The organism is Deltaproteobacteria bacterium, from assembly GCA_016177765.1.
Taxonomy (GTDB): Bacteria; UBA10199; UBA10199; order JACPAL01; family JACOUP01; genus JACOUP01.
Window position 1 is genome coordinate 851,950 of record JACOUP010000008.1, and the last position, 13,351, is coordinate 865,300.

Annotated in this window: 11 protein-coding genes; 4 read left to right on the forward strand and 7 right to left on the reverse strand. The window is 53.9% G+C overall.

Annotation, left to right across the window (positions count from 1 at the left end):
* Positions 1–5 precede the first annotated feature (5 nt).
* Positions 6–1,736 carry a carbon starvation protein A gene (locus HYS22_06575; protein MBI1909817.1) on the forward strand — a complete coding sequence of 577 codons (1,731 nt, stop codon included), beginning with the start codon at positions 6–8 and terminating at the stop codon, positions 1,734–1,736.
* Here the strand turns inward: HYS22_06575 and gltB are convergent.
* From gltB to HYS22_06610, 7 genes are all read right to left on the reverse strand, one after another.
* The gene (gltB, locus tag HYS22_06580) at positions 1,675–6,240 is read right to left on the reverse strand and encodes a glutamate synthase large subunit (GenBank protein ID MBI1909818.1); all 4,566 of its coding nucleotides are present in this window, start codon (positions 6,238–6,240) and stop codon (positions 1,675–1,677) included. The two genes, HYS22_06575 and gltB, sit on opposite strands and share 62 nt — an antisense overlap.
* Positions 6,237–6,662: a hypothetical protein gene (locus HYS22_06585; protein MBI1909819.1), complete on the reverse strand. Its 426-nt coding sequence runs from the start codon at positions 6,660–6,662 to the stop codon at positions 6,237–6,239. The genes gltB and HYS22_06585 overlap by 4 nt, the downstream gene beginning before the upstream one ends.
* A 16-nt stretch (positions 6,663–6,678) precedes the next feature.
* A complete protein-coding gene (locus HYS22_06590) occupies positions 6,679–7,389 on the reverse strand; it encodes a phosphoadenylyl-sulfate reductase (GenBank protein ID MBI1909820.1) in 711 nt (236 codons plus the stop codon).
* A gap of 57 nt (positions 7,390–7,446) precedes the next feature.
* Complete coding sequence (locus HYS22_06595; protein ID MBI1909821.1) at positions 7,447–8,004, reverse strand: thioredoxin family protein; 558 nt, start codon at positions 8,002–8,004, stop codon at positions 7,447–7,449.
* Between the two features lie 5 nt (positions 8,005–8,009).
* Complete coding sequence (locus HYS22_06600) at positions 8,010–8,237, reverse strand: hypothetical protein (GenBank protein MBI1909822.1); 228 nt, start codon at positions 8,235–8,237, stop codon at positions 8,010–8,012.
* Entirely contained in the window at positions 8,234–8,554 is a 321-nt protein-coding gene (locus HYS22_06605; GenBank protein ID MBI1909823.1) for a ferredoxin family protein, read from the reverse strand. The genes HYS22_06600 and HYS22_06605 overlap by 4 nt, the downstream gene beginning before the upstream one ends.
* A 77-nt stretch (positions 8,555–8,631) precedes the next feature.
* A complete protein-coding gene (locus HYS22_06610; protein ID MBI1909824.1) occupies positions 8,632–9,318 on the reverse strand; it encodes a hypothetical protein in 687 nt (228 codons plus the stop codon).
* Between the two features lie 484 nt (positions 9,319–9,802).
* On the opposite strand from HYS22_06610, the gene HYS22_06615 reads away from it, so the two are divergent.
* The 3 genes from HYS22_06615 to typA are packed head-to-tail and all read left to right on the forward strand — an operon-like array spanning position 9,803 to position 13,299.
* The gene (locus HYS22_06615; GenBank protein MBI1909825.1) at positions 9,803–10,246 is read left to right on the forward strand and encodes a hypothetical protein; all 444 of its coding nucleotides are present in this window, start codon (positions 9,803–9,805) and stop codon (positions 10,244–10,246) included.
* 42 nt (positions 10,247–10,288) lie between these two features.
* Entirely contained in the window at positions 10,289–11,431 is a 1,143-nt protein-coding gene (locus HYS22_06620) for a hypothetical protein (GenBank protein ID MBI1909826.1), read from the forward strand.
* Positions 11,428–13,299, forward strand: a complete 1,872-nt coding sequence (typA, locus tag HYS22_06625; GenBank protein ID MBI1909827.1) for a translational GTPase TypA — start codon at positions 11,428–11,430, stop codon at positions 13,297–13,299. Before HYS22_06620 ends, typA begins: the two co-directional genes overlap by 4 nt.
* Positions 13,300–13,351: the final 52 nt, after the last annotated feature.

The window sequence follows — 13,351 nt, forward strand, 5'->3', positions numbered from 1 at the left end:
TTATGCTGAGTCTTCCGCTTCTGGCCGGGGCGGTTATCATTTTTCTTTTTGTCGGTTACACCTTGTACGGCCGGTTTGTCGCGCGCCAGTACGCCCTGAATGATGCTACACCGACACCGGCCCACCTCCAGAATGACGGTGTTGATTTTGTACCGACAAAAAAGTTTTATCTTTTAGGGCAGCATTTTAGCGCCATTGCCGCCGCCGGACCGATTGCCGGGCCGATCCTTGCCTGCCAGCAGTTTGGTTGGCTCCCCTGTCTGTTGTGGATCGTCATCGGCGTTGTTTTCATCGGGGCGGTCCACGATTTTTCGTCACTGGTGGTGAGTATCCGTCATGGAGGCCACTCCATCGCCGAGATTGTCAAGCAGAACATCGGCAAGAGGGCCTGGCTGGCGATGATGATTTTTTTATGGATTGCCCTCATCTATGTCATTATCGCCTTCACCGACATCACCGCGGGCACCTTTGTCGGCCGGGTGGAGGAGTTGGAAGGGGTTCAGGTCGGTTTCGAAAGGGGAGGGGCGGTGGCGGCGGCCAGCACGATGTATCTTCTGCTGGCGATCCTCATGGGGGTGGTCCAGAAGAGGTGGAATCCCCCCCTCTGGCTCTTGACGGTCGTCTTTGTCCCGGCCACCCTGTCGGTGGTCTGGTTTGGGACCCAGATTTCTACCTGGCTCCTCTTTTCCCAGCAGACCTGGGGACTGATCATCCTTGTCTATTGTTTTATTGCGTCTCTCCTTCCGGTCTGGATGCTCCTGCAACCGCGCGGCTATTTGGGTGGTTTCATCCTTTATATGGCGCTGATTCTAGGGGTGATCGGGATCTTCTTTGGCGGTTATGAGATCCAGCAGGAATCGTTCAAGACCTGGTCTGCCCCGGGGTTGACGGGATCTCTCTTTCCCTTTCTTTTTGTCACCATTGCCTGCGGGGCCTGCTCCGGTTTCCATGGACTCGTTTGTTCCGGAACAACCTCCAAGCAGATTGCCAGGGAATCGGACTGCAAACCGGTCGGTTATGGGGGGATGTTGCTTGAGGGGTTTGTTGCGGTGATCGCCCTGGCAACCATTATGATCATGGCGCCGGGGGATGTGAAAGGTTCTCCCGGTGCGATTTATGGGGCCGGTCTCGGTCAGTTCCTGACTCTATTGATCGGTAAGGAAAATCTACTGTTTGCCATTACCTTCGGGGCGATGGCGTTCTCAACTTTTGTCTTCGACACACTGGATGTCACGACCCGTTTGGGGCGCTACATTCTGCAGGAGCTTTTCGGTCGAACCGGTCAGACCGGTCGGACTGACCGGTTAACGGGGGCACTGGCGACACTGGCGACGGTTGGGGTCCCGGCCCTCTTTATTATGAATGCCCAGGAGGGGGGATGGAAACTCTTCTGGATTCTTTTTGGAACTTCCAACCAACTACTCGCCTCCCTGACCCTTCTGGCGATTACCGTCTGGCTCCACCGGGTCGGCAAGCGATACTGGTTCACCCTGATTCCGATGGTTTTTGTGATGATCATCACCTTCTGGTCTCTCTTGAAACAGATCGATGTCGCCTACCAGCAGGTTCTGGTTCGTGAGGCAACGGCTGGGGTCCTCCCTATCATCAACGGGGTGGTGGCACTCCTCCTCTTGTTTTTGGCCCTCGGGGTGACGGTGGAATCGGTCCTTGTCTTCAGGCGCGTAAATTTTGCTGAAAATCTTTCGGTTGGTCGGTTTCCCCAACAGCCGCGGTAAGATTCTGGATCTGTTTTAGGTTTTTTGGTGAAACCTTCCAGAAGAGGGGGAGGAATCGGTTCCATTTTTTTAAAATCCGTTCGGCATGAGGGCTTTGGGTGAATTCGAAATGTTTCAGGACAAGTTGGTGCAGTTTGTCGGCATCCTCGGTGTTTTCCAGGCGCGAGAGTTCAATCAGTTCCTGATTGTAACGGGATTCGAAACTCTTCAGCTCGTCAAAGAGGTAGACTTCCCCTCCGGTCATGCCGGCCCCGAAATTCTGGCCAACCTCCCCAAGAACGACCACAACCCCACCCGTCATATATTCACAACCATGATCACCCACCCCCTCAACGACGGCCACGGCCCCGGAGTTTCTGACGCAGAAACGCTCCCCCGCCTGTCCCGAGGCGAAGAGGGAACCACCGGTTGCCCCGTAAAGGACGGTATTCCCCATAATCACGTTTTCGTGGGAGGCGTATCGGGCCTTCGGGTGCGGCCGGATCACAATCTCGCCGCCGGTCATCCCTTTGCCGACGTAGTCATTTGCCTGACCGATCAGGATCCACCGGAGACCGGGGACGGCAAAGGCCCCAAAGCTTTGACCGGCAGTTCCCTTAAAGGAACATTCCAGCAAAATGCCATCGGGCAGGCCTTTGTCTCCATATCGTTTAGCGACCTCTCCGGCAACGCGGGCCCCGACGGTCCGGTGGATATTACGGATCGGGTACGAGAGCTTGACGGAACGTCTGGGTGACACACCCTTGGGTGGATCACCCTTGGGTGAATCACCCTTGCCTTCAATGGCGGCCCGCCCATCCTGCAGGATCTTCTGATCGAGCGACGGTTCTATTGGGAAATTATTGCGGGGGGTATTTCTCTTTTTGGCCCTTTTCCCTTCAGGGTCGATATCGGTCAGGATTGGCGACAGATCGAGGTGCTTGATCTTGTCCTGTTCGACCCGTTTTTTTGGTTGGAGGAGATCGACCCGGCCGATAACCTCATCCAGAGACCGAAAACCCAAAGAGGCGAGAATCTCGCGAACCTCGCCAGCCACACCGTTCATAAAATGGATAATCCGTTCCGGCGTACCGACATATTTTTTTCGTAACTGTTCATCATGGGTGGTAACCCCCACGGGACAGGTGTTGAGGTGACACTGGCGGGCCATCACGCACCCCTCAGCGATCAACGGGGCGGTACCGAAACCGTATTCCTCGGCCCCCAGGAGGGCGGCCACAACGACATCCCGTCCGGTCTTCATCCCGCCATCGACACGGAGCAGTACCTTTCCACGCAGGTCATTCATCACGAGTGTTTGCTGGGCCTCGGCAAGCCCCAGTTCCCAGGCGGAACCGGCGTTTTTGATGGAAGAGGCGGGAGAGGCCCCGGTCCCCCCCTCATGTCCGGAAATCAGAATGACGTCGGCGTGGGCCTTGGCGACGCCAGCCGCAATGGTGCCGACCCCGTTTTCAGAGACCAGCTTGACCCCGATACGGGCCTCGGGACTAACCTGTTTGAGATCGTAGATCAACTGTTTCAAATCTTCGATCGAATAGATGTCATGGTGCGGTGGCGGGGAGATCAGCGTTACCCCCGGTTGGGCGTGCCGGACGCGGGCGATTTCATCGGAGACCTTGTGCCCGGGGAGTTGTCCCCCCTCGCCCGGTTTGGACCCCTGCGCCATCTTAATTTCGAGTTCTTTGGCATTGAGGAGGTATTCGGTCGTGACCCCAAAGCGGGCCGAGGCGACCTGTTTGATCGCGCTGTTTGCGGAATCTCCATTCGGCAACGGTTTGTAACGGGCCGGGTCTTCACCCCCTTCACCACTCCCGCTTTTGGCTCCAATCCGGTTCATCGCGATCGCCAGGTCGCGGTGGGCCTCGATCGAAAGGGCTCCATAGGAGATCGAAGAAGTGGTAAACCTCTTTCGGATCTCTTCGACCGGTTCCACCTCTTCTAAAGGAATCGGTTCTCTGATCTTAAATTCGAGGAGGTCACGAAGGGTGGTAGGGGGTCTTTCATGGACCAGATTGGCGTATTTTTTATAATCCTCATAGACTCCGCTTTTGGCGGAGGCATGAATCGCCTTGACCACGTCAGGATTGAAGGCATGGTACTCCTCGCCCCTGCGAAAACGATAATAACCGCCGAGTGAAAGGACAATGTCAGAAGAAAAAGCCTGATTGTGCCAAGTCAAAGTGTCACGTGCGATCTCTTCCAGACCGATCCCTCCGACCCTGGAGGGGGTTCCAGTAAAGTATCGGTTTATAACCGATCGCTGTAAGCCGATCGCTTCAAAAATTTGGGCCGACCGGTAGGAGCTGATTGTAGAGATCCCCATCTTGGAGATGATTTTCAAAAGTCCTGTTTCCACCGCTTTTTGAAATCGCCGCTGGGCCGTTGCCAGGTCGAGATTGGGTAAAAACCCCCTTTCAATTTCATGGGTGAGTGTTTCATAGGCGAGGTACGGGTAGATTGCCGCCGTCCCGTAACCGATCAGACAGCCAAAATGATGGATGTCACGGGCATCGCCGGTTTCAGTGACCAACGTTGCAATCATCCTTTGCCCTTCGCGGATCAGGTGATGATGAACCGCCGACACGGCGAGAAGCATCGGGATCGGGGCCCTTCGTTCATCAGCGTCACGATCTGAAATGATGAGAATCCTTTTTCCTTCTTCAATGGCGTGGGAGGCAGCGCCACAGAGGTCGAAGAGGGTTTCTTCCAACCCCTCCGGGCCGTCTGAAACAGGAAAGAGGGCCTGCAAGGTGACCGACTCAAACCCGGTCTCCTTTCGATTTTTTAATTCCTCGAACTGGTGGGGCAGAAGGATTGGGGAAGAAAGTTTCAGGCGCCGGGCATGTTCCGGTGTCTCGGCAAAAATATTTTTGCGCGGGGCGAGGTAGGTGTTGAGGCTCATCACCATCGCCTCGCGGATCGGATCGATTGCCGGGTTAGTCACTTGGGCAAAGAGTTGTTTGAAATAGCTGTAGAGCAGGCGCGGTCGACCGGAAAGGACCGCGAGAGGAGTGTCATCCCCCATAGAGAAGACCGGGTCCTTCGCCTCCATGGCCATCGCCCGGACCACCAATTGAATCTCTTCTTCCGAGTAACCAAACATCTTCTGCCGGCGGGTCAGGGGATCGGCCGGTTCTTTTTTTGGGGGAGCTGAGGTCTCCTCGTTCGATTTGAGTACGAGGAGATTTTCCTCAAGCCATTGACGGTATGGTTTGAAGGAAGAGAGCTGTTTTTTGATCTCTTCATTGGTGAGCAGTTTCCCCCTGACGGTATCCACGGCGATCATCTTTCCGGGTCCCAACCTTCCCTTCTTGATAATCCGGCGTTCATCCAGTTCAATCGTACCGACCTCGGAACCCATAATGATCAGATTGTCATCGGTGACGATGTAGCGGGCCGGGCGGAGTCCATTTCGGTCAAGGAGGGCTCCGACGATCTGGCCGTCGGAGAAGGCGATGGCGGCAGGGCCGTCCCAGGCCTCAGTAAAGAGGGCGTGGTATTCATAAAAGGCCCTCAGGTCCGGATCCATCTCTGTCTTGTTTTCCCAGGCCTCGGGGATCAACATGGCTGCGGTATGGAGGATGTTGCGTCCCCCCATGATCAGTGTTTCCAGGGCATTGTCGAAAGAGGCGGAATCACTCCCCCTGGGCTGGATGATCGGCCGGAGTGTTTTTGGGGTCTTGGACCATTCAAAAACAGAGAGCTCCGGTTCACGGGCCTTCATCCAGTTTCGGTTTCCGGCGATGGTGTTAATCTCTCCATTATGGGCGCAGTACCGGAACGGTTGGGCCAGCGCCCAGGTCGGAAAGGTATTTGTCGAAAACCGCTGGTGGTAGAGGACAAGGGCGGTTTCGAAGTCAGGGTTTTTGAGGTCCAGATAAAATTCGGCAAGCTGAGGGGCGATGCAAAGGGCCTTGTAGATGATGACGCGGGAAGAGAAAGAGGGGATGTAAAAATCGTCGATTGACAGTTCCAGAACGTGGGCCTCAATCTCCTTGCGGATGGTGAAAAGGACCTGTTCAAAGCTGGCTTTGGGAACGGGACCTGAACGGCCGATCAGGATCTGTTCAATCGCCGGCTGGACTTTTGCCGCTTTTTCTCCAAGCGCCTCCGGGTTCGTCGGGACCGGTCGCCAACCAAAGAGGGTGAGTTGGTATTTTCCAACAATCTCCTCGATGATTTGCCGGCACCTCTCACGGGTCAGGTCATTTCGGGGAAAAAAGATCATCCCGATTGCCAGATCTTCGTCATCCGGAGACTCGTAACCGAGACGTTTGACTTCTCTCTTAAAAATCTTGGTCGGGATCTGGGCCAGGATTCCAGCGCCATCCCCCGTCTTGCCATCGGAAGAGACTGCCCCACGGTGGGTGAGATTAGTGACCGCCGTCAGCCCTTTTTCCAGGATGTCGTGGCTCTTGTACCCCAGGATGTTGGCGACAAACCCGGTCCCGCACGAATCATGCTGGGCGGCGGGATCGAAAAGGCCGGTAGGGGCGGGGATCATGCCTTCTTGCGGTTTTTCTTCCAGGCCTTTCTATCCTGTTTGAGGGTGGAAGAGGCCTCGTCAAACTTTTTTTCCTTCTCCTTCACCTCTTCCCTAAAGGTTTTCTGGAAATTTTTGAAGGTTTCCTCGAGGTTTTCATAGGTGACATTGAACTTTTCGCAGATGGAGCCCCAGTCCTGATGGTTGGTCACCCTTTCGTTGTAAATCACAAACAGTGGTTTGGCCGTCAGCTGGTGCATCGCCTTGGCAATCAACTCGTCAGAAGGGTTTTCCCATTTAAAGGTGCTGTGACCAACCGCCTTGGCCCCCCCTCCGGAGAAAATCTTTGGATAACCGGCGGGGTGCCCGGTTTTGCCTTTGGCAAAGAGGGTCGGCGAGAAACTCAAGGCAACGACGACTGCAGAAAGGACAACCGCTTTCATTTTTACCTCCTTAAAATTACTTTTTAACATGCAGGCCACATTCTTTTGTTTCCGGGTTTTCCCACCACCATCGTCCTGCCCGTTCATCTTCTCCCGGTTTTACCGCCCGGGTACAGGGGGCACAGCCGATTGAGGGGTACCCTTTGTCATGCAGGATATTGTACGGCACGCCGTTTTTCTTGATATATTGCCAGACCTGCTCGCTCGTCCACTCCGCCAGCGGGTTGATCTTGTAAATATTGTTATGGGCGCTGTCGATCTCCACCTTGGGGACCGCTGTTCGGGTAACCGACTGTTGACGGCGCAGGCCGGTAATCCAGGCATCGACAGTGGCCAGCGCCCGATTGAGCGGCTCCACCTTTCTGACGCCACAGCACTCCTTGCGGTTTTCAATCGAGTCATAAAAAAGATTCATCCCCTTGGCCCGGACCATCTTTTCAACCGCCGTTGTGTTGGGGAACATCACCTCGATGGTGATATTGTACTTGTCGCGGATCTTGTCCATCACGTCGTAGGTCTCAGGGTTCAGACGGCCTGTCTCCAGACAGAAGATTCGAGCCCTGGGGTCAATCTTCACCATCATATCGACCAGGGCGACATCCTCCGCCCCAAAGCTACAGGCGAGCGCCACCTTGTCCCCAAACTTTTTCAGGGCCCAGGCAAGAACCTCCTCGGCGGTTTTTCCCTCAAAATCGTCTAATTTTTCGGCAAGTTGAATCTTAGTCATGGTCTGTTTCCCTTTCGTCGGATAGGGGAGAAGCCTAAAACAAACGGGGAAGGTCTGTCAACCCTCCCACTTGATGGAACAGCCGATCGGGTGGGATTCCGGTATCGAAACCGGTTTTCCGGTGAGCATTTCGTCCAAGGCTTGGCGCAAGAATTGTTTCGTGACCTTTTCGGGTTCTTCATAGTTGTCATCTAATCTTCCATGAAAGCGCAAAAGCCGCTTTTCATCAAAGGCATAAATTTCCGGCGTGCAGGCGGCATCATAGGCCTTGGCCGTTTTTTGTGTCTCATCACGGAGGTAGGGGAAGTTGTATCTTTTCTCTTTGGTCCGGATCACCATGTTCTCAAAATTATCTTCCGGGTAGTTTTTGGTCTCGTTCGCGTTAATCGCAACCAATTGCACCCCTTTGGTGGTATAATCTCGTTGTACCGCGATAATCCTTTCCTCATACGCCTGAACGTAGGGGCAATGATTGCAGGTAAACATCACCACGAGGATTTTTTTGTCTTTGAAGGAGGCGAGGGAATAAGTTTTGTCATCGACACCGGGGAGTGAAAAATCGGGGGCCGAATCCCCAAACTTGAGTTTGCAAGGATTTTTGGTGATTAACGCCATAAGAGTCAGGATGATAAACTATTTAAAAAATTCTGGAGCTTGTCTTTAATCCCCGCTTCTTGGGTAATCCAGGCGGGACCGTGGTAGAGTTCTTTAATTTTCAAGACGAGGCGATCGTACTCCCCGTCGATCTCTTTTAAATCAAAATCGGTAAGGAGGGGCCACTCGGTCTTTACAAAGCGTTGGACGCTTTCCCAATCGGTTTGGAGACGGTTCGGTGTGGTCTTGCTCAAGGTTTCAGATCAGGATTAGGGTGTTTTAACTTGGGTGGATCATTGGGTGGACGGGGAGTGATAGCGGCATTATCCTTGTATTGAGGGGAATACTCCGCATTCATCTTGGCCCATTCGGGGGCCTCATCAACCGAGGCGACGATCGCCTCCACGGGACACTCCGGCAGACAGGCCCCGCAATCGATGCAGACCTCCGGGTCGATCACCATGAAGGCCTGACCTTTATAATCTCCGGGGTAGATGCAATTGACCGGACAGACATCCACACAGTCGGCGTACCGTTCACCGAGACACTCCTGATTAATCACATACGGCATGGGGGAAACCTCCTTTTCGTCCAGGGGACGCTATAATAGGTTAAAAAGGAAGTCAACTCAGTGGAACAGGTCTGTGATTAAATCTGTCGAATTTTAATTCCGGCTTCCCGAAGGAGTTTGAGCGGCATTTCTGCGAGGGGGTAATTATGATTAAAAACGACTTCGGTCAGACCGGAATTGATGATCATTTTACTGCAGAGCAGGCAGGGGGAAAAGGTGGTGTAAAGGGTGGCTCCCTTGATGTTGACGCCGTGATAGGCCGATTGGGTAATCGCGTTTTCTTCGGCGTGGGAGCACAGACATTCCTCCAGTTGTGAACCGGACGGTGCCAGACTGCTGCAACGGGGGCATCCCCCCTCGTTGCAGTTTTTCACGCCGCGGGGGGTGCCGTTGTAACCGGTCGCAATGATTCGTTTGTCTTTCACCAGGATCGCGGCGACTTTTCTCTTCAGGCAGTTGCTCCGGAGCGAGACCACCCTGGCAATGCTCATGAAATACTCGTCCCAATCAGGACGGGCGATCGAGGCCGAGAGATTTTGCACGATCTTGGCGATTCGCTCCTGCAATTCAACAAGGGTGCCGTCGTTTTCGATGGTCCCGTCGGCCAGTGCCGCTGTCTTGAGGAGTTGCTGGGTGTTTTCGTCCTTCCCCTCAAGTTCTGCCTTCTCCAACTGACGGAACTTGTCCAGGGTTTGAGGGTCATTTTCGCGCCCCCTCTTTTTGATCCTGTCAAAACGGATCTTCTCCGGGGCCGTGACGTTCATTAGCTTGAAATCGGGACGCTTCCTGAAGACGGCAACCTCAGCCGGATTGCGGATCGAATCAACGACGTAGTTTTTATCTGCGGAGAGCTTTTCTAAGGTTTTTTCGGCCAAGACACCCGCCCCGTGATGTCGCCGAAGCTCATTGCCGGTGGCGATGAGATTTTCTCGGGTGACCGGTTGACCCCGGCGCGTCAACTCTTCCCGAAGGATGTCTGAAAGGGAGAGGGGCTCAAAACCGCTCTTTTTGAGGAAGTGCACAACCTCCCCCTTGCCGGCCCCATTGCGGCCGGTAAGACCTAATATCATAGTGTACACAAAGATACTTCTTAAGAATAGCCCCTGTCCACTTTTTTTTAAAAGCCCACTGAAGTGCAAAAGTCATGCCTTGGACGACTCTTATCAACAAATATTTTCACTTCGTTTCTTTTTGGTTTGCAAGATGGCTGTTTTTCTATATGATGAGAACTGAAAGGCGGGAGAACCAATGCAGGCGCGGCTTAGAATAGTACAGGAAGGGGAGTTTGTCGTCAAGACGGCCCCTCATCTGAATATCCGGTGTCTTCAGAGAAAGGCAGCGAGTGCCCTGCATCATATTGCCGCCAGCGGGTTCGAAGATTTTCGTTACCCCCGCGTTTGGGTACGATACTTAAGAAATATTCTGGAAAAGCTTCAGGAGGAAAATCCCCCCCCTCTCTATGAACTGGCGGAGGTGGAGGATGATCTGGAAGCGATCGAGGCGGGGATGCTCCATATGAACATTACGACCCGGCCGGTGGAGGTCCTTTTTTTGCCGAGATCTCTCTCTCCAGAGCTAATTAATCGTCTGGCCTGTCTCAAACAGAAGATCCAACCCCAGCCACCGGTCAGTCAAGTCCCTCTCGAAAATCGCTATAACATGATCCCCCTCCGGCAGAGGCTGATTCGCTAGTATTGACAAGGGGCACTTCTCCTTATTAGGTTCCTCCCCCCTATGGCCCATAACCTGTATCCGTATTTTGCGGAACTCCAGAAGATCCCCTCCACCCGTAAACTCAAGCGGTCCAGAGTTTATTCCAAGGTCCGGCCGGAGCTCGAAAAACTGTTGAACTCTGTCGACGTCGGCTTGTTTGCGAAAAATGAAGATGGGAAAACTCAAGGCCCTTACAGAGCGGTGGCCTGGAATCTGGAGAGGGGGATCCGCTACGACGGGATCGAGAAGGTTCTCAAGGAGCATCCTCTACTTAAGGGTGGGGATCTCTATTTTATCCCGGAGACCGATTGGGGGATGGCCCGTTCCCAAAACCGGCATATTGCGCGCGATCTGGCCCAGTCCCTGAGGCTCAACTATTTCTTTGCCCCGTCCTATCTCAACCTCTGCAAGGGGAGTGGCCTGGAGGCTGAGGCGGAGGGGGAGAATACGGTTGGTTTGCATGGGATCAGTATCCTTTCCCGTTACCCGATCAAGAATCCCCGGACGGTGGCGCTGAAAAATGCTAAGGACAAATTCAAGGGAAAGGAGAAACGACTAGGTCACAAAAGAATCCCGGTCTGTGATGTTGAATTGCCGGCAGGAACGGTGACGGTAGCTTGTGTCCATCTCGATGCCCACTCCTCGCAACGGCAGAGGGCCTGCCAGATGAAGACGATTCTCAAGGCCTTGCGGGATAACCCTTATCCGGTATTGGTCGGCGGTGACTGGAACACCAGCACCTATAATTCCCGGCGGGCTACTTATGCCATTGTTGGATTCTGGCGGCGCGTCTTCATGGGGACCGGTCATGTGATCAGCAATCACTACCAGCATCCGGACCACTGGTTTGAACGGAAATTATTCCGGGGTCTGGAGAAAGAGGGATTCAACTATAAAGATTTCAATCAGAATGGGGGAGGGACGATTCACTATCACGTTGACGATATCCGGGCTTATAAAAATCTCAAGGATTGGATCCCGCAATGGTGTTTTCGTTTCATTGAATGGTCCCTGAGGGGACACAACGGGGAATGCCCGTTCAAGCTGGACTGGTTTGCGGGTAAGGGGCTAAGACCGGCCAACCCCGGGATTGTCGGAAACCTCACCCATAACGGCTACAAACTCTCCGACCACGATCCGATTGTGGTCGGTTTTACTCTATGAAACCACTCGTTCAGAATAACAAGGTCCGCAACATCGCCATTATTGCCCATGTTGATCATGGCAAGACGACGCTGGTCGATTTCATGCTCCGGGCCAGTGGCACCTTTCGGGAGAATCAGGCGGTGAGTGAGAGGGTCATGGATAGCATGGATCTGGAGAGGGAGCGTGGCATCACCATTGCTTCCAAAAACTGTGCCATCCACTGGAATGGGGTCAAGATCAACATCATCGATACCCCCGGCCATGCCGATTTCGGCGGCGAGGTGGAGCGTGGCCTCAAGATGGTCGATGGGGCGATCCTGCTGGTGGATGCTTCGGAAGGACCACTGCCGCAGACCCGGTTTGTTTTAAAAAAGGCGCTCGAGGCCCACCTCAAAATTATTGTGGTGATCAACAAGATTGATCGCAAGGATGCCCGTCCTCAAGAGGTCTTGAACGAAGTCTATAGTCTGTTCATCGATCTCGATGCCGATGACAGCCAGATCGAATTCCCTGTTCTTTATGCGATCGGTCGCGAAGGGATTGCCCAAAAAACCCTGGCGGGGAGGGGGACAAATCTGGGTCCGCTCTTCGAAACGATCTTGCAGGAGATCCCGCCTCCGAGTTATGACCCAGCCGAACCTTTCCAGATGTTGGTCACTAACCTTTCCTATTCCGATTACCTTGGCCGTCTGGCGATCGGGCGGGTCTTTAACGGCTCGGCCAAAAAGAATGACAATCTTGTCTGCCTGCCCCGGGACAACCAACCGAGACCGCTCAAAATCTCCAGCCTTCAGGTTTTTGACGGCATCCGACTCTCTGAAACGGAAGAGGTAAACCCCGGAGATATCATCCTCCTCTCGGGCATTGAAAATGTGGAGATTGGCGATACCATCTGTACCGGCGATGCCCCCAAGGCGTTGAAGAGGATCACCGTTGACGAACCGACCGTCTCCATGAAGTTCATGATCAACACCTCCCCCTTTGCCGGCAAGGAGGGGAGCTTCGTGCAGTCGCGAAAGATCTGGGAGCGGCTCCAGAAGGAGACGCTCCATAACGTGGCACTCCGGGTGGAGGAGGGGGAAAATGCCGACAGCTTCATTGTAAAGGGGCGCGGCGAATTCCAGATGGCGATCCTGATCGAAACAATGAGGCGAGAAGGGTTTGAGATGAGCGTGAGTCGACCCAAGGTTATCCTTAAATATGGAAATCAGCCCCAACGGGGCGTTGAGGGGGAGGCTCCAACGGCTTTGCCGGTGGAGGGGGCGACGCAAGCCCCTATAACAGAGCCGGTGGAACATTTATTCGTCGACATCCACGAGGACTTTACCGGCATTGTGACCGAGAAACTCTCCCGACGACTGGGACGGATGATCAACATGGTCAACCATGGCACCGGCCGCGTTCGGCTGGAGTTTTCGATCCCCTCCCGCGGTTTGATCGGTTACCGGAGCGAATTTTTGACCGACACCAAGGGAACGGGGTTGATGAATTCTTATGTGCAGGGGTACGAGCCTTTCCGCGGGGAGATCAAGAGCCGGGTGACCGGTTCTTTAGTTTCCGACCGGCAGGGGGATTCGGTCGCCTATGGTCTGTTCCATCTGGAACCGCGCGGCATTCTCTTTATTGAGGCCGGTGTCCCGGTCTATGAAGGGATGATTATCGGGGAGAACAACCGGGAGCAGGACCTGAACGTGAACCCCTGTAAGGAAAAGAAACTCTCCAACATGCGGGCCGCCGGCAAGGACGAAAATATCACCTTGAGCCCCGTCCTGCCGATGACCCTGGAACGGGCGATTGAATTCATCCGGGATGACGAACAGGTCGAAGTCACCCCCAAAAACATCCGCCTTCGCAAGAATACCCTCTCGGCCACGTTTCGAAAGTAGGGAATTCTTGGTTGACAATCCCTCTTCAGGGAGGTCGACAGTTAAGCTTTTA

Excerpts from the sequence above, each read along its gene's own strand:
- HYS22_06595 (MBI1909821.1), bottom strand. The coding sequence starts at position 8,004 with ATGGCGTTAATCACCAAAAATCCTTGCAAACTCAAGTTTGGGGATTCG.
- HYS22_06610 (MBI1909824.1), bottom strand. The coding sequence starts at position 9,318 with ATGAACGTCACGGCCCCGGAGAAGATCCGTTTTGACAGGATCAAAAAG.
- HYS22_06605 (MBI1909823.1), bottom strand. The coding sequence starts at position 8,554 with ATGCCGTATGTGATTAATCAGGAGTGTCTCGGTGAACGGTACGCCGAC.
- HYS22_06620 (MBI1909826.1), top strand. The coding sequence starts at position 10,289 with ATGGCCCATAACCTGTATCCGTATTTTGCGGAACTCCAGAAGATCCCC.
- HYS22_06585 (MBI1909819.1), bottom strand. The coding sequence starts at position 6,662 with ATGAAAGCGGTTGTCCTTTCTGCAGTCGTCGTTGCCTTGAGTTTCTCG.
- gltB (MBI1909818.1), bottom strand. The coding sequence starts at position 6,240 with ATGATCCCCGCCCCTACCGGCCTTTTCGATCCCGCCGCCCAGCATGAT.
- HYS22_06615 (MBI1909825.1), top strand. The coding sequence starts at position 9,803 with ATGCAGGCGCGGCTTAGAATAGTACAGGAAGGGGAGTTTGTCGTCAAG.
- HYS22_06590 (MBI1909820.1), bottom strand. The coding sequence starts at position 7,389 with ATGACTAAGATTCAACTTGCCGAAAAATTAGACGATTTTGAGGGAAAA.
- typA (MBI1909827.1), top strand. The coding sequence starts at position 11,428 with ATGAAACCACTCGTTCAGAATAACAAGGTCCGCAACATCGCCATTATT.